Origin of the sequence: Vibrio sp. B181a (genome assembly GCF_030248375.1) — a bacterium.
GTDB lineage: Bacteria > Pseudomonadota > Gammaproteobacteria > Enterobacterales > Vibrionaceae > Vibrio > Vibrio campbellii.
On record NZ_JAHGAD010000039.1, the window covers coordinates 1 to 17000 of the forward strand.

The 17000-nt window shown below is 47.0% G+C and carries 11 protein-coding genes; 10 read left to right on the top strand and 1 reads right to left on the bottom strand.

Annotation, left to right across the window (positions count from 1 at the left end; all coding sequences use genetic code 11):
• Positions 1-529: 529 nt before the first annotated feature.
• Positions 530-2548, bottom strand: coding sequence for a bifunctional tRNA (5-methylaminomethyl-2-thiouridine)(34)-methyltransferase MnmD/FAD-dependent 5-carboxymethylaminomethyl-2-thiouridine(34) oxidoreductase MnmC (gene mnmC / locus KIO97_RS18130; RefSeq protein WP_285383591.1), 2019 nt, complete (start codon positions 2546-2548; stop codon positions 530-532).
• 128 nt (positions 2549-2676) lie between these two features.
• Here mnmC and fabB point away from each other — a divergent pair, with 128 nt between their 5' ends.
• The 10 genes from fabB (at position 2677) to purF (ending at position 16951) form a co-directional block, all read left to right on the top strand.
• Positions 2677-3888, top strand: coding sequence for a beta-ketoacyl-ACP synthase I (gene fabB / locus KIO97_RS18135; RefSeq protein WP_005433116.1), 1212 nt, complete (start codon positions 2677-2679; stop codon positions 3886-3888).
• Positions 3889-4215: 327 nt separating this feature from the next.
• Positions 4216-5349 (top strand): 4-phosphoerythronate dehydrogenase, encoded by a 1134-nt coding sequence (locus KIO97_RS18140; RefSeq protein WP_285383592.1) that lies wholly within the window; start codon positions 4216-4218, stop codon positions 5347-5349.
• Positions 5346-6359 carry an aspartate-semialdehyde dehydrogenase gene (locus tag KIO97_RS18145; RefSeq protein WP_103412811.1) on the top strand — a complete coding sequence of 338 codons (1014 nt, stop codon included), beginning with the start codon at positions 5346-5348 and terminating at the stop codon, positions 6357-6359. The genes KIO97_RS18140 and KIO97_RS18145 overlap by 4 nt, the downstream gene beginning before the upstream one ends.
• 199 nt (positions 6360-6558) lie before the next feature.
• Complete coding sequence (locus KIO97_RS18150; protein WP_285383593.1) at positions 6559-10923, top strand: FimV/HubP family polar landmark protein; 4365 nt, start codon at positions 6559-6561, stop codon at positions 10921-10923.
• A 90-nt stretch (positions 10924-11013) separates the two neighbouring features.
• Positions 11014-11808: a tRNA pseudouridine(38-40) synthase TruA gene (gene truA, locus KIO97_RS18155; protein ID WP_005536822.1), complete on the top strand. Its 795-nt coding sequence runs from the start codon at positions 11014-11016 to the stop codon at positions 11806-11808.
• Positions 11809-12003: 195 nt separating this feature from the next.
• Positions 12004-12930: an acetyl-CoA carboxylase, carboxyltransferase subunit beta gene (accD, locus tag KIO97_RS18160; protein WP_005439795.1), complete on the top strand. Its 927-nt coding sequence runs from the start codon at positions 12004-12006 to the stop codon at positions 12928-12930.
• A gap of 46 nt (positions 12931-12976) precedes the next feature.
• Complete coding sequence (folC, locus tag KIO97_RS18165; RefSeq protein ID WP_285383594.1) at positions 12977-14239, top strand: bifunctional tetrahydrofolate synthase/dihydrofolate synthase; 1263 nt, start codon at positions 12977-12979, stop codon at positions 14237-14239.
• A 14-nt stretch (positions 14240-14253) separates the two neighbouring features.
• Positions 14254-14847, top strand: a complete 594-nt coding sequence (locus KIO97_RS18170; RefSeq protein WP_285383595.1) for an SPOR domain-containing protein — start codon at positions 14254-14256, stop codon at positions 14845-14847.
• Between the two features lie 61 nt (positions 14848-14908).
• Complete coding sequence (locus tag KIO97_RS18175) at positions 14909-15400, top strand: CvpA family protein (protein WP_005432921.1); 492 nt, start codon at positions 14909-14911, stop codon at positions 15398-15400.
• A gap of 36 nt (positions 15401-15436) precedes the next feature.
• Positions 15437-16951, top strand: a complete 1515-nt coding sequence (gene purF, locus KIO97_RS18180) for an amidophosphoribosyltransferase (protein WP_005536896.1) — start codon at positions 15437-15439, stop codon at positions 16949-16951.
• Positions 16952-17000 lie beyond the last annotated feature (49 nt).

Below are 17000 nucleotides of genomic sequence, written 5' to 3' on the forward strand. Positions count from 1 at the left end.
GTTTTACTTGACCACTACATAACTTGCTTTTCCACTTTTCAAGATGAGTCAAGGAGTGGTTGTTTGTTTTCGGAACTACCCCCTCTAACTCCCCCATGGAAAGGGGGAGGACTAATGCAGGGTTCATAACTTGCTCCTCACTTTTTTAAGATGAGTCAAGGAGTGGTTGTTTGTTTTCGGAACTACCCCCTCTAACTCCCCCATGGAAAGGGGGAGGACTAATGCGGGGGTCATAACTTGCTCCTCACTTTTTTAAGATGAGTCAAGGAGTGGTTGTTTGTTCTCAGAGCTACCCCCTCTAACTCCCCCTTAGAAAGGGGGAGGACTATTCGGAGTTCATAACTTGCTTTTCCACTTTTTAAGATGAGTCAAGGAGTGGTTGTTTGTTTTCGGAACTACCCCCTCTAACTCCCCCTTAGAAAGAGGGAGGACGAATGTGGGGCTAAGAACTTGTTCCTCCCCTTTTTAAGGGGAGGCTAGGAGGGGTTATTTGCGCCAATGGTAGGATGGAAAGAGTAATAGAACCGCGTTACAACTCAGTAATCGCCTTACCTTTACGCAGTTTTCTAACCCACATACGGCTTGGGTGCAGCTCAGTCAGCACATCAACAGGCAGTGGTAACGGGTCGCCGCAGATTTGTGATGCCAACACTTCGGCCATTAGAGGCGCAGAACTCAAACCACGAGAACCTAAACCTAAGAAACAGAATAGGTTAGGGAACTGGTGAATCGCTTCAACGTCTTGTTCTTGTTGATTCTGCAGATCCGCATATTGCGTTTTGATGGTTTCAAAGTCGCCTACGTTACCGACAAACGGCAGGTGGTCACGGCTAACACAGCGAATGCCTTGGCGTGACAGGTTACCAGAGGTATCCACTTCTTTTGTCCAAGCTTGGTTCGGTAAACACTTTACCAACTTCTCGGCGTTGTCTTTTTGTGCTTCTTCATCAAACTCGTAGTCTAGGTGGCTGCGGTCGTAGCTTGCCCCGATGCACAAGTGCTGATTATTCGGGTTAACAGGTGTCATGTAACCGTCGTAACACAATACTGTTTTCAGCTTAGACAGCGTTTCAGTTGCGGGTGCATGGCTAACTTGGCCTTTTACCTGCCCCATTGGTAGATCGGCAGTTTGGCTGATAGTTTGGAATTCACTGCCGTTAGCGACCACCACGGTTGAGTGCTCAAAGCTTTGACCGTTCGCTTTCAATGTCCAAAGCTGGTGCGCTTCATCCCAATCTAGTGACTCGACTTGGTGCTCGAACTTCGCTTCAAAAAGTTCTGTTTTTTCCAGTTGAGCAATCAAGCCACGAGTGAGTTCAGCAGGGCATAGCCAACCGCCAAGAGGGTAGTGGACCGATGCCATATCTATCGGCAAGCCAATCTTCTCAGCTGTTTCTTCAGCGGATAGCTTGTGAATCAACTCTGGCGTGAAATTGCCAGCAAGCATTTTCTCTAACTTGTCTGCAGACTTGTCATCCCACATCAGCTGAGTAATGCCACACCAATCGTGATCAAATTGGATATCTTGCGCTGCTTGGTCAACAAACTGACGGGCAAACAAAAAGCCCGGAGCGAATACACGAGAAACGCCTTTGTGTGGACCATTTAGTAATGGGTACACAGCACCTTGGCGGTTGCCTGATGCGCCTTCTGCGGGTTGAGCGTCTTTGCAGTAAAGCGTGACATTTTGACCGCGGCGAACCAGCGTTTTAGCCAAAGCCGCGCTAGCGATGCCGCCACCAATAATCGCTATGGAATCATGATTGGTCGATGCTGTGCGGTTGAACCAAGGTAGGTGGTTTGAATGCGCTTCACGTTGTTCCATCGAACCTGCGATCATTTCACGCTTGGTGCCGAAGCCTTTGACTTTCTTCATGGCAAAGCCCGCTTCGTTTAAGCCGCGACGCACAAAGCCCGCGGCTGTGAAGGTTGCGACTGTACAATCCTGCTTCGCCAATTTTGCCATGCCGTTGAATAGGTTTTGATTCCACATCTCAGGGTTTTTGCTTGGAGCAAACCCGTCTAAGAACCAAGCATCAATCAAGCCTTGCTCAGCATAAGGAACAAGCGGCATGCAGTCTTTGATATCGCCAAACCATAGATCGAGCGTGATAGCGCCGTCTTCTAAAACAATGCGATGACACTCAGGCACAGCAGCTGGGTAGTGCTGTTGCAGCTTTTCGGCAAACTCTGCCAATTCTGGCCAAGATTGATGTGCTTTTTCTAAATCAGCTTTGCTAAGTGGGTACTTCTCAAAACTAACGAAATGCAATTCTTTTAGCGTTGCCTCTGGATATTCGCGACGAAATTCGGTAAACCATTGCCACACGGCTAAGAAGTTCAACCCTGTGCCAAATCCGGTTTCACCAATAACAAAACGTCTTTGGTCAAATTCCTGCCATCTTTCTGGTAGATGATTTTGTTTGAGGAACACGTAACGCGTCTCTTCGAGACCGTTTACGTTGGAGAAATAAACATCATCAAATTGGTCAGAAACCGGTGTACCAGCTTCGTTCCAACCAAGTTCTGCGTTTTTAATCGAAGTCATAATGGTGCAAATATGTGATTTGGCGCGGTTAGAATTCGGCGATTGTACGAATTTCTGGGAAAGCTGACCACTTTTGTTGACTATCTTGGTTATTATCTAGCGGATTTTTGAATTATAGGAATGTCATAATGAAACGAGTCGTAATCACCGGTATGGGTATTGTTTCAAGTATCGGTAACAACGTCGAAGAAGTTCTAGCGTCTCTTAAAGCGGGCAAATCTGGCATCACTGCGTCTGAGCAGTTTAAAGAAAACGGTCTGCGTTCGCAGGTATGGGGTGATCTGAAAATCAACCCTGCAGAATTTATTGACCGTAAGCAGATGCGCTTTATGGGTGATGCGGCTGCTTATGCATACCTATCAATGCAGCAGGCAATTGAAGACGCTGGTCTATCTGAAGAACAAGTTTCAAACGATCGTACAGGTATCGTTGCTGGTTCTGGTGGTGCTTCTGCATTAAACCAAACAGTAGCAACTGACACGATGCGTGCGAAAGGCGTAAAACGCGTAGGTCCTTACATGGTGCCACGTACTATGTCTTCAACAGTATCTGCGTGTCTTGCAACACCATTTAAGATTCGTGGTGTGAACTACTCAATGAGCTCAGCTTGTGCAACGTCTGCACACTGTATCGGTCACGCGATGGAGCTTATCCAACTTGGTAAACAAGACATCGTATTTGCAGGTGGTGGTGAAGAGCTAGATTGGTCTCAAACTATGATGTTTGATGCAATGGGCGCACTATCTACTAAGTACAACGAAACGCCAGAAAAAGCATCTCGTACTTACGATGCAGATCGTGACGGTTTCGTAATCTCTGGTGGCGGCGGCATGCTGGTTATCGAAGAACTAGAGCACGCTCTAGCTCGTGGCGCGAAAATCTACGGCGAAATCGTAGGTTACGGCGCGACTTCTGATGGCTACGACATGGTAGCACCATCAGGTGAAGGCGCAGTTCGTTGTATGAAGATGGCAATGCAAGATGTTGACGCTATCGACTACATCAACACACACGGCACTTCTACTCCAGTAGGTGACGTGAAAGAGCTAGGCGCTATCCAAGAGCTATTCGGCGACAACAGCCCTGCGATTTCTGCTACAAAAGCAATGACAGGTCACGCACTAGGTGCAGCTGGCGTTCACGAAGCGATTTACTCAACGCTAATGCTAGACAACAACTTCATTGCGCCAAGTGTGAACATCTCTAACTTGGATGAAGCAGCACAAGGTCTAGACATTGTAACGGAAGCTCGTGACGCTGAGCTTACGACAGTTATGTCAAACAGCTTTGGTTTTGGTGGTACAAACGCGACATTGGTAATCAAAAAGTACCAAGCGTAAGCGACCCAAAGCTAACTGAATTTGTTGGTCGGAATATCACTGTGATTTCCCAAGCGGCGTAAACGGACCAACAAACCAGTTTCCAGAGCTTGATCAGTCAAACTGGTCGAACAGACGCAGACTCTATCCCAAGGAGAGCGGGATAGGATCCTTTTGTTCTGGAACTTTGCCCGGCTAATTTAGCCGGGCTTTTTCTTTTCTGAAACCTGCTTTTGAAAGTCACTTGGGTATAGTTGTTGAGATTTTTCAAGAAAAGGGCACAATCGCTTTAGCTTCGCATCTTGCGAATAAACGAACTCATACAAATGGATGTTAAACGCTGGCGCTATGAAAATTATTGTTGATGAAAATATGCCGTACGCTGAAGAGCTATTCAGCCAACTCGGTGAAGTGATTCTAAAACCCGGTCGTACACTCACCGCCGATGATTTAGTCGATGTTGATGCGCTAATGATTCGCTCGGTTACTAAAGTAAACGCAGAGCTGATCAGCAAAGCAAACAAGCTCAAGTTCGTGGGTACGGCGACGGCGGGCATGGATCATGTCGACCAAACGTTGATGCAAGAGAAAGGTATTTTCTTCACCGCTGCGCCAGGTTGTAACAAAGTTGGCGTTGCTGAGTATGCGTTCAGCGTCATGATGGTGCTAGCGCAACAACAAGGCTTCTCAGTTTTCGATAAAACCGTTGGTATCATCGGTGCGGGCCAAGTGGGTAGTTACCTTGAAAAATGTTTGAAAGGCATGGGCATCAAGGTGCTCATCAATGACCCATTCAAACAAGAAGAGGGCGATTATCGCAGTTTCACTCCGCTAGCAGAGCTCATCGAACGTTCTGACATCGTCACGCTGCACACACCTATCACTAAAGATGGCCCACACCCAACCCATCATTTGATTGATGAGAAGGTGTTAAATGGTCTTCGTAGCGATCAAATTCTTATTAATGCGGCGCGCGGTCCAGTTGTGGACAACCAAGCGCTGAAGCAGCGTTTGCTGAAAAACGACGGCTTTACAGCGGCACTCGACGTATTTGAATTTGAACCAGAGGTTGATATGGAGCTTCTGCCTCTGCTAGCATTCGCAACCCCTCACGTTGCAGGCTATGGTCTGGAAGGGAAAGCTCGCGGTACGACGATGATTTTCAACAGCTACTGTGAGTTCTTAAATAACGAATTACGTGCGCATGCCAGCGATTTACTGCCGACCGCGCCTGTCCCGACTATGGTATTGGACAGAGCATGGGATGAAGCAACGCTGCACAACATCACGCAGTTAATCTATGATGTGCGTAAAGATGACGCTCTTTTCCGCCGCGAAATCAGTAAGCCAGGCTCTTTTGACCTGATGCGTAAAAACTACTGGGATCGCCGCGAGTACAGCGCTGTCACGCTAGTGGGTAACGAAACATGCAATCTTGCACCATTAGCAGAACTAGGTTTTCAGGTTGAGGTAAGTCAATGAGCCAGCAATACAATGTTGCCGTATTAGGTGCGACCGGTGCGGTCGGTGAAACAATTTTGGAAGTGCTTCAAGAGCGCAAATTCCCAGTAGGCGAAATCTTCCTGTTGGCAAGTGAACGCAGTGAAGGCAAGACTTACCGTTTCAATGGTAAAACAATTCGCGTACAAAACGTGGAAGAGTTTGATTGGTCACAAGCGCACATCGCTCTATTCTCTGCTGGTGGTGAACTGTCAGCGAAATGGGCTCCGATCGCAGCAGACGAAGGCGTGATTGTTATCGACAACACATCACACTTCCGTTACGAGTACGATATTCCTCTTGTTGTGCCTGAAGTAAACCCAGAAGCGATTGCAGAGTTCCGTAACCGTAACATCATTGCGAACCCGAACTGTTCAACCATTCAAATGCTGGTGGCACTAAAGCCTATTCACGATGCAGTGGGTATTGAGCGTATTAACGTGTCAACGTACCAATCGGTTTCTGGTGCGGGTAAGTCAGGCATTGATGAGCTTGCCGGTCAAACAGCAAAACTGCTAAACGGTCTACCAGCTGACAAGAAGCAATTCTCTCAGCAGATCGCGTTTAACTGTATTCCGCAAATCGACCAGATGATGGAAAACGGCTACACCAAAGAAGAAATGAAAATGGTGTGGGAGACGCAAAAAATCTTCAACGATTCATCGATCACAGTAAACCCAACGTGTGTTCGTGTACCAGTGTTCTACGGTCATGCAGAAGCGCTTCACATTGAAACGCGTTCACCGATCGATGCACAAGAAGTGGTTAACCTACTTGAGCAAACTGACGGTATCGAAGTATTCCACGGTGAAGACTTCCCAACACAAGTTCGCGATGCGGGCGGTAAAGACCACGTAATGGTAGGTCGTATTCGTAACGATATCAGCCATCACAGCGGCGTAAACCTGTGGGTTGTTGCAGATAACGTACGTAAAGGCGCAGCAACTAACGCGGTTCAAATCGCAGAAGTTCTGATCCGCGACTACTACTAAGTCGACATCGCTAAGAACCTTTAAGCCTCGCACTATGCGGGGCTTTTTTGTTCGAACGGCGTAAAATTGTGTGAGATTAGTACGAATATGGTGAGAGCCACACATTTTTTGCCCTCAACGCTATAGTTTTGCGTGCTTTATCCGATATATTTAACCGATCACCATTTCAAATTGTTACTAGCACCTAACTGAGCCTTCTATGCGTCAAAATTATAAGCGTTTGTTAGCAGCCCTTGTGCTGATGAGCGCGACTCAGACATCGTCAGCGGTTCAAGCCGAAGGTATTCGTCTTGTTGGACCCTCTGGTGAAGTGCAAGCGTCTCCAAGCTATGCTGAGGAGATCGAACGAGCGTTACCCGCTCCACCTAAAAATGATCAACCGTCGCGTTTCTTCGGTCCGACTGGTCAAAACGAGACTCTCTGGTCGATTGCTTCTGAATTGCGACCATCTCGGAATGTTTCTGTACAACAAACGCTACTCGCCATTTACCGTATCAACCCTCAAGCGTTTGATAACCAAAATATCCATGAATTGATCCCTGGTAGTCGTCTTCGCGTGCCTTCTCTTGATCAGGTTCAAAGTGCGACGACAGAGCAAGCCGTCGCGATCATGAAAGCGCACGAAGCTCGCTTAACTCAACCGAAGCCAAAGCAACCAGTAAAACCAAAAGTTGAGCAACCAAAGCCTGTTACTGAAGTTGCAAAACCTGAACCAAAACCAGAAACGGTTAAGCCAGAATTACCAAAACCGCAACCGATTAAAGTGGTTGAGCCAACAACACCGGTTCCAGCGGTGACCACATCACCTGAGGGTGAGAAGCAGATCAGCGCGCTAAAAGACAAGCTGCAAGGTTCGCACAGTGAGTTAGAGTCACTGGAAGAGAAGAACCATCGTCTGCGTTTGATGCTTTCTGAGGTACAAAGCGAAGTTGAAACGCTAAAAACGTCGTTGAATGACGAAGAACGCATTCGCTCAGAAGTAGAAAAACTGCTGGCTGAGGAGCGTCAGCGTGTTGCTGAACAACAACGTATGCAGCCAAGTACGATGGATAAAATCCTATCGAATGGTTGGCTTGTCGGTCTTGCTGCATTAATCCCAGGTGCGCTAATCGCTATACTCGTTGTCATGCTACTTGGTCGTCGTTCTAAAGCGAAAGAGGAAGAAGCGGCTACGCAAGAACAGCAAAACGTTGATCCTCTTGCGGCGCCTATTGGTCTAGCTGCTGCGGATGAGCTAGATGAAGAACTAAGCCTTGATGACGATCTGTTTGGCGATGACGACGAAACAGAAAGCCTATTTGGGCAAGAAGAGCAGCAACCTGAAGAAGAAGACGTTTTCGGTAACTTAGATGACGATGACCTCGACTTCAACCTAGAGGGGGATGATGGCGAAGATCCATTTGCTGGTATCGGCGATGATGGTGAACTAGACGTCGGTTTCGATGAATTCGATTCTTCTAGCAACGGCATCAAAGTCAACGGTGAAGAAAAAGCCCTTGGTCTTGAAGAGATGGAACGTGCGCTTGATGAAGTCACGCCAGAGCTGGAAGTGTTGGATGATGACGATGATGATGCAGGCTTCGATCTTTCTGACGAAGACGGTTCGGATGCATTGTCTGATGATGCTTTCGCAGAATTGCTTGCCGCAGATGAGCCAGCAGAAGCGCTACAAAATGATGCCGTCGACCAAGCTATGCTGGATGACCTATTCGCCGATCTTGATGGTGATGATCTCAACTTAGATGTTGAAGATGACAAGTCAGCGGTGTCTGAGAGTGCGTTCTCAGCAGGTGAAGCGACAGACGATGACATCGATAAACTGCTAGCACAATACGAGCAGCCAACATCAGGCGAATCAGATGAGGATGTGTTTGATGAACTTGAAGCACTTTCTGGACTAACAGAAAACGACTCAAATGAAGAGGACGCATCGGCGTTACTTGATGAATTGATCGGTGAAGACGATGGCGAGTCACTTAACGAGCTTGACCCTCTTGAAGAGCTAGAGGATATCGCGGGCTTGAGCGAAGAGCCTGCGATCGACGAAGACAGTACCGATTTACTCGATGAGTTGATTGGCTTTGATGATGAGGACTCATCCGACGATGACTTTGACCCGCTTGATGAGCTAGAAAAGCTGTCGGGATTTGATGGTGACGATACTCTAGAAGACATTGATGAAAACAGTGTTGACCTGTTGGACGAGCTGCTCAGCGACGAGAGCGTTGAAGAAGAGCAGAACGAAACAAGCAGTGAAATCGCCCCATTTGATGAATTGATTCGTGAAGATGACGAGACAGAGCAAACAGCGGCTAAACAGAGCGATGACGATCTTCTCGCTTCGCTAGGTTTTGATGATTTAGAGCCAGCAGTAGAGGAAGTACTGCCTCAATCTCAACCAGTGATGGATGCTGAGCCTGTTGTTGATCTAGAAGATGAAAAGGCTGCGCTGGGTTTAGACTCTGGTTTGGATATCGATGCGTTATTGAGTGAAAATCAGCCAGAGGCTGAAACACAATCGTTAGAACAAGCATCAAACGACGAACTTGACTCAGAAGCAGCCGAATCTATTGCCGACTTTGATAGCAACGATTTCCTTGGTGATCTAGAAGACGCGTCGCCTGAGCATGATCCGTTAATGACGGAACTGGATGAGCTATTCGAAAGTAACAATGAAGCTCTGTTACCAAGTGAACAAGAGCGTTCAGACTTTGCCGCAGAACTGGATGCTTTGATCGGTGAAGAAGCATCAGAAACGGACACTGAAGAGCAGCAATTTGAAGCGCCAACTCAAGACAGCGAAGTTGCCGAGAATACGCTTGAAGAGCATTCATCTGAGCTGCCTGAAGCATTAGCGCCACAAGAAGAAACGATCGTAGAACCGGATGCAGAACCGGCTCCAGCGTTCACGCCAACACCAAATACGGTTGAAAACGAATTTGGAATTCCTCAAGAAGAGGATTGGCTGGTTGATGAGATCGAATCTGAGAGCAAAGTTGAACAAGAGCCGGTGGCGGCAAGCTCAACTGATGCTGATGTTGACGAAGAGGAGTTCAACTTCGATGAGTTGGAACTTCCTGAGTTTAACGAAGAAGACGCATTAGCTTCGATGGTCGATGAGCCTGCGCTAGCTGAATCTGAAACCGTTGAGCCTGAAGCATCAGTTGCGGAAGCAGAAGAAGAGTTCAACTTCGATGAGTTGGAGCTTCCAGAGTTTAACGAAGAAGACGCATTAGCTTCGATGGCCGATGAGCCTGCGCTAGCTGAATCTGAAACCGTTGAGCCTGAAGCATCAGTTGCGGAAGCAGAAGAAGAGTTCAACTTCGATGAGTTAGAGCTACCAGAGTTCAACGAAGAAGACGCACTGGCATCTATGGCTGAAGAGCCTACGCTTGAGGAGTCTGAAACCGCTGAGCCTGAAGCATCAGTTGCGCAAGCAGAAGAAGAGTTCAACTTTGATGAGTTGGAGCTTCCTGAGTTCAACGAAGAAGACGCATTAGCCTCAATGGTCGAAGAGCCTACGCTTGCGGAATCTGAAATCAGTGAGCCTCAAACGCCAGTTGCGCAAGCAGAAGAAGAGTTCAACTTCGATGAGTTAGAGCTTCCAGAGTTCAACGAAGAAGACGCATTAGCTTCGATGGCTGAAGAGCCAGCGCTTGCGGAATCTGAAATTACTGAGCCTGAAGCGCCAGTTGCGGAAGCAGAAGACGAGTTCAACTTCGACGACTTCGAACTACCAGAGTTCAATGAAGAAGACGCTTTGGCATCAGTGACAGAAGAGGTAGCAAGTTCTGACTCTGACACTGTTGAATCTGAGGTTGTTAAAGAGCACTCAGAAGTCTCTCAAGCTGTACAACAAGCAGAGAATGACCATGACGCTCTGTTTGAAGTCTTCGCGCAACCAGAAGCTTTCAGTGCCGATTTAGAGCCTGAGCCGAGCAATGACCTAGAGTCGGAATTAAATGACTTTGAAGAGTCTGCGATGGCGAACTTGTTGTCTGAAAATGCTGAGTCTGAAGTATTTGATGGCAAGTTAGACAGCGACACCATTGCGAGTGCAGGTATGGACTTTGAAACCATGCTGGATGTTGGTGACGATTGGGATGGCTTTAAGCTGTCGCCAGAAAACACCTCGTCAACGGCAGAGGTTCCAGAAGACCAGCGTGAAGTATGGAGTTCATCAGAAGCACTGGCACAGCCAGAGATCGCGCAAGAAAACTGGGGTGAGCAAGACGACCTAACCGATTTTGATCCGAAGAAAAATCAATTCATGACCATTGATGAGTTGATGGCTCAGGTAGACAAAGACGGTGGTGAGTTTGAAGAGCAAGAGCTCAAACTTGACGTGGGTTTGAATGAGTTCCCGGATGTGATTGGCGATATTGGTGATGTCGACGTAGATACCAATGCAGAAGCCGCAGGTAAGCTCGACCTAGCAAAAATCTACCTTGAAATGAACGATCCTCAAGGTGCGATTAAACTATTAGAGGAAGCTATCGTCTACGGGGAAGATGATATTCGCCGAGAGGCTAAGAGTCTCATCGATACGATTAACGGTCGATAAGTAAAAAGGGGTAGCAAACGCTGCCCTTTTTTGTATCTGGAAGGAGTTACGTATATACTTCCCGCCCCATTTTAGAGTTCGAAGGTTAAAATGAGAATCGCATTAGGTATCGAATACAACGGTACAAACTACTTTGGTTGGCAACGCCAAAGAGACGTGAAAAGTGTCCAAGAAGAGCTAGAAAAAGCATTGTCCGTGGTCGCGAACCATCCTGTCGAAGTACAGTGTGCGGGTCGTACCGATGCTGGCGTACATGGCACTGGTCAGGTTGTTCACTTTGACACCAACGTGAGTCGTAAAATGGTGGCTTGGACCATGGGCGCAAACGCGAACATGCCAAGTGATATCGCTGTCCGCTGGGCAGTGGAAGTGAACGATGATTTCCATGCTCGATTCTCAGCAACCGCACGTCGTTACCGCTACATTATTTTCAACCACGCACTGCGCCCAGGTATTTTGAACTCTGGTGTGAGCCACTACCATGGTGAACTCGATGAGAAGAAGATGCATGAAGCAGGGCAGTATCTACTGGGTGAGAATGACTTTAGTTCATTCCGTGCGGCACATTGCCAATCATTAAGCCCATGCAGAAACATGATGCACTTGAACGTGACTCGTCATGGTGATTACATCGTGATTGATATTAAAGCGAACGCTTTTGTACACCATATGGTGCGCAACATTACCGGTAGTCTCATTAAAGTGGGTCGAGGCGAAGAAAAGCCAGAGTGGATCAAGTCACTTTTAGAAGCGAAAGATCGCAAATTAGCAGGCGCAACGGCCAAAGCTGAGGGCCTATATTTGGTGGATGTGGACTACCCAGAAGAGTTCGGATTACCACGTGTGCCGATCGGTCCGTTATTTTTGCCCGATAATTTGAACTAAATTTGCGATTTTGTTTCAAAATATCGGTACTTTAGACTGGATACGTACAGAAACTGTGCGTTATTAATGATATCAAAAATAGGTACAACCAGTTTTTTATCTACAGTCGCGGCAAGATATGTTTTAATCCATCCGCAATATTCCGAATTTATATCTTTCGCAATGAAGCGGAAGAGTTGAGAGAAAAGGTCTTCCATGAGTTGGCTTGAAAAGATTTTAGAGAAAAGCAACCTAGTAAGTTCACGTAAAGCTTCTATCCCTGAAGGCGTGTGGACGAAATGTACTTCTTGTGAGCAGGTTTTATACCATGCTGAGCTTGAGCGTAACCTAGAAGTTTGTCCTAAGTGTAATCACCACATGCGCATGAAAGCGCGTCGTCGTCTAGAAACATTCCTAGATGAAGGTGAACGCGTAGAGCTTGGCACTGAACTTGAGCCACAAGATAAACTGAAGTTTAAAGATTCTAAACGTTACAAAGAGCGTATCTCTGCAGCGCAAAAGAGCAGTGGCGAGAAAGATGCACTGATCGTAATGCAAGGTGAATTGCTGGGCATGCCACTAGTGGCGTGTGCGTTTGAATTCTCTTTCATGGGTGGTTCAATGGGTTCAGTTGTTGGTGCACGCTTTGTTAAAGCGGTAGAAGCAGCAATTGAAAACAACTGCGCGCTTGTTTGTTTCTCAGCAAGTGGTGGTGCGCGTATGCAAGAGGCTCTAATGTCTCTAATGCAAATGGCGAAAACCAGTGCGGCACTTGAGCGTCTTTCTGACAAAGGCCTGCCATTCATCTCTGTACTGACTGACCCAACAATGGGTGGTGTATCAGCGAGTTTGGCGATGCTAGGTGACATCAATATTGGTGAACCTAAAGCACTTATCGGCTTTGCAGGTCGTCGTGTAATCGAACAGACAGTACGTGAAGATCTTCCTGAAGGCTTCCAACGTAGTGAGTTCCTTCTTGAGCATGGTGCGATTGACATGATCGTTGACCGTCGTGAAATGCGTCAGCGTGTGGGTGGTCTAGTGGCTAAGCTAACTAACCACAAGTCTCCTATGGTGGTTTCGGTTAACGAATCTCCAAATGAAGAACCATATTCTGTACCAGAAGCGGACGAAAAAGGGTAAAGTATCAGCTAACATAAAAACCAAAGAAATTAATGGTTAAAGTTAGATGACCCAAAACTCTATTCCTCAAGCCACATCCTCTCTAACGATGTGGCTTGATTATTTAACAAATCTCCACACTTCAGCTATCGACCTTGGCTTAGACCGCGTTCAAGCGGTAGCGCAAAAAGCCAACCTTACCAAACCAGCTCCTACTGTGATTACTGTTGCCGGCACCAATGGCAAGGGTTCGACGTGCGCGTTAATGGAAGCGATTCTATTAGATGCAGGTTATTCAGTGGGCGTTTACAGCTCACCACACCTAATTCGTTACAATGAGCGTGTTCGTATTAACGGAGTCGATGCAGAAGACAGCAAGCACTGTGCAGCGTTTGACTACGTTGAGCAACAACGCGGCGACATCAGCCTAAGCTTGTTTGAATTCGGTACGCTAGCCGCACTTCGTATTTTCCAAGTTGAGAAAGTCGATGTGGTTTTGTTAGAAGTTGGCCTCGGTGGCCGCTTAGATGCGACTAACGTTGTTGATCACGATGTATCAGTGATTACCAGCTTGGCTATCGACCATGTTGATTGGCTGGGTGATGACATCAACGTGATTGGCTTTGAGAAAGCGGGCATCTACCGCTCGGGTAAGCCGGCGATTTGTGGCCAACCAACGCCACCAGCAACTGTTGCAGCACACGCAGATGACATTCAAGCTGAATTCTTCCAAGTCGGCATCCAGTTTGATTACCAGTTGACTGAGAAAGGTTGGAAGTGGACCAGTGGCGCATTTGCACTAGAAGACCTGCCAGTTCCATCGCTACCGTTACCAAATGCGGCGACAGCATTAATGGCTCTTGGCGCTTCAGAATTGCAAATCACTGACATTAATATCGTTAATGGCTTGAATAATGCTCGCCTAGCTGGCCGAATGCAGGTTTTGCAAACAGGTCCAGAAATCGTTCTTGATGTCGCGCACAATCCTCACTCAGCAGAATACTTAGTTGAGAAGGTCAAACGCCAATACGCGGATAACAACATTCACGTTGTGGTGGCTATGCTGCACGATAAAGACATCAAGGCAACAATCGAAGCATTAACCCCAATTGCAACACAATGGTACCCAGCATCGCTGACAGGCCCACGTGCGGCAACAGCAGATGAATTGTGCCAATACTTACCTCAAGGTCAAGTTCAGTTCCAAACACCAGTAGAGGCGTTTGAGAGTGCGAAAACTCACGCGGCTCAAGATGATGTCATTCTGGTAGTTGGATCCTTCCATACTGTGGGCGAAGTGTTGGAGCATTGGCAATCAAATAATGAGTAATCAAAGGTAATTTGATGGCAAGTAAATTCCAAAGTCGTTTAGTCGGCACCATCATTCTAGTAGCAGTGGGGGTCATCGTACTTCCTGATGTCCTAGATGGTAAGAAACTGCACTACAAAGAAGAGTTTGCCAGTATTCCTATCAAACCTGAGCTTGATAGCGATGTGGAGAACTTCGAAATACTTGAGCCTGTAGAAGATGATGTCTCTTTGCCTGAATCTCCGGTAACGGCAACGGTGAATGAATCTGAAGAGCCTCATGTCGCAGTTTCACAGCCAGAATCGGAGCCTGCGATTCAACCGGAAGAAGTCAAACAGCCTGAACAAGTTGAAGTTGCTGTTCGTCCGGTTGAAGATAAAAATCAATATGAAGATTCCGCCTGGATCATTCAGTTGATGGCACTGAAAAATCATGAGAATGCAGTTGCACTGGTAGAGGATTTACAGAAGCGTGGTTACCAAGCTCATGTAAAAAAAGAGACAGCCTTTACTCGCGTGATTGTTGGTCCTGATGTATCAAAAAGTAAACTTGAACGACAGGTCAAGGAATTACAAAAAATTACAGGCTCAAAAGGTCAATTGCTTAAATTTAAGCCATTAAATCCATAAGAAAACGTTTGCGTCAGCATTTTTTCTGTTAAAATGCGCGCCAACTTAAGATGAAGAAAACATGAATTGGTTAGATTTTGTCATTTTAGGTGTGATCGGATTTTCAGCTCTGATCAGTTTAGTTCGCGGTTTTGCTAAAGAAGCTTTGTCTTTGGTGATTTGGTTCGGAGCATTTTTTATCTCCAGTAACTACTACGCCAAATTGGCGGTGTATTTCACCAACATCGAAGACGAAATGTTTCGAAACGGAGCCGCAATTGCGGCGTTATTCGTCGCAACCCTAGTGGTTGGTGCAGTGGTGAATTACGTCATTGGTCAACTGGTACAAAAAACAGGACTGTCAGGTACCGATCGAATTCTCGGTGTGGTGTTTGGTGGTTTACGCGGAGTACTGATTGTTTCTGCGGTGCTGTTTTTTATGGATGCGTTTACTGCATTCCCAAGCTCGGATTGGTGGAAAGAGTCACAGTTGGTCCCTGAGTTCAGCCGTATCATCGCCCCATTCTTCGAGCATTTAAAAGCAACATCAAGTTTTCTGTCTGGCACTATCTAGTAGTGCCAGCTACTGTCGCAAATCGAGGATTAGGACATGTGTGGTATTGTTGGAATCGTGGGCACAACGCCTGTAAACCAGTCTATTTATGACGCGTTAACGGTGTTACAGCATCGTGGCCAAGATGCCGCTGGTATTTGTACCATAGAAAGCAATCGTTTTCGTCTGCGTAAGGCGAACGGTTTAGTGAAGGATGTGTTCGAAGCAAGACACATGCAACGCTTACAAGGTGAGGTAGGTATTGGCCATGTTCGTTACCCTACCGCTGGCAGCTCAAGTGCCTCAGAAGCTCAACCTTTCTACGTAAACTCTCCTTTCGGTATTACACTTGCCCACAACGGTAACCTGACTAACGCACACGAAGTTCGTCAGAAACTGTTTGAAAAAGATCGCCGCCACGTTAACACCACTTCAGATTCAGAAGTGCTGCTCAATGTATTGGCTCATGAAATTGACACAGTCAAAGGCAACGTCACTTCAGAAGATGTGTTCCGCGCTGTCACTAACGTACATCGCACCATCCGCGGTGCATACGCGGTAACGGCAATGATCATCGGTCACGGTATGATTGCATTTCGCGACCCACACGGTATTCGTCCGCTTTGTCTTGGCAAGCGCGAAGTAAATGGCACAACAGAATACATGGTTGCTTCTGAATCTGTTGCACTTGATGCAGTTGGTTTTGACTTCATGCGTGATGTGGCACCTGGTGAAGCGATTTATGCGACATTTGACGGTGAACTTTACACCAAGCAATGTGCAGACAACCCAAAACTGAACCCATGTATTTTTGAGTTCGTTTACTTTGCTCGTCCGGATTCATTCATCGATAAGATTTCGGTTTACAGTGCGCGCGTTGAAATGGGTAAGAAGCTTGGTGAGCGCATCAGTGAAGACTACGCCGATCTGGACATCGATGTGGTTATCCCAATTCCAGAAACCTCTTGCGATATTGCCCTGCAAATTGCTCAAGCGATCGATAAGCCATACCGCCAAGGTTTCGTGAAAAACCGCTACGTAGGCCGTACCTTCATCATGCCTGGTCAACAGCAGCGCAAGAAATCGGTACGTCGTAAGCTGAACGCGATTCGCTCAGAGTTCAAAGGTAAGAATGTTCTGCTCGTTGATGATTCTATCGTTCGTGGCACCACATCTGAGCAGATCATCGAGATGGCTCGTGACTCAGGAGCGAACAAAGTGTTTATGGTTTCTGCTGCGCCAGAAGTTCGTTTCCCGAACGTCTACGGCATCGATATGCCGAGTGCAGCAGAGCTGATTGCACATGGTCGTGATAACGATACTATTTGTAAACAAATTGGTGCGGATGCGCTTATCTACCAGCGCCTCGATGACTTAGTTGAGGCAGTAGGTCTTGGCAACCAAGACATCACTCAGTTCGACACTTCGGTATTTAACGGTGAGTACGTAACGGGTGATATTGACCAACAATACCTTGATTTCCTGGACGGCCTTCGCAATGACGATGCGAAAGTACAGCGTGAGATCCAGCAAGACCTAGCGAACCTAGAGCTGCACAATGAAGGCGCTTAAATAGCACTTCTCAAGATATAAAAAACCAGAGCCAAGGCTCTGGTTTTTC

Coding starts and splice junctions, on each gene's coding strand:
- KIO97_RS18175 (WP_005432921.1), top strand. CDS start 14,909: ATGAATTGGTTAGATTTTGTCATTTTAGGTGTGATCGGATTTTCAGCT.
- KIO97_RS18145 (WP_103412811.1), top strand. CDS start 5,346: ATGAGCCAGCAATACAATGTTGCCGTATTAGGTGCGACCGGTGCGGTC.
- folC (WP_285383594.1), top strand. CDS start 12,977: ATGACCCAAAACTCTATTCCTCAAGCCACATCCTCTCTAACGATGTGG.
- truA (WP_005536822.1), top strand. CDS start 11,014: ATGAGAATCGCATTAGGTATCGAATACAACGGTACAAACTACTTTGGT.
- KIO97_RS18150 (WP_285383593.1), top strand. CDS start 6,559: ATGCGTCAAAATTATAAGCGTTTGTTAGCAGCCCTTGTGCTGATGAGC.
- KIO97_RS18140 (WP_285383592.1), top strand. CDS start 4,216: ATGAAAATTATTGTTGATGAAAATATGCCGTACGCTGAAGAGCTATTC.
- accD (WP_005439795.1), top strand. CDS start 12,004: ATGAGTTGGCTTGAAAAGATTTTAGAGAAAAGCAACCTAGTAAGTTCA.
- mnmC (WP_285383591.1), bottom strand. CDS start 2,548: ATGACTTCGATTAAAAACGCAGAACTTGGTTGGAACGAAGCTGGTACA.
- purF (WP_005536896.1), top strand. CDS start 15,437: ATGTGTGGTATTGTTGGAATCGTGGGCACAACGCCTGTAAACCAGTCT.
- fabB (WP_005433116.1), top strand. CDS start 2,677: ATGAAACGAGTCGTAATCACCGGTATGGGTATTGTTTCAAGTATCGGT.
- KIO97_RS18170 (WP_285383595.1), top strand. CDS start 14,254: ATGGCAAGTAAATTCCAAAGTCGTTTAGTCGGCACCATCATTCTAGTA.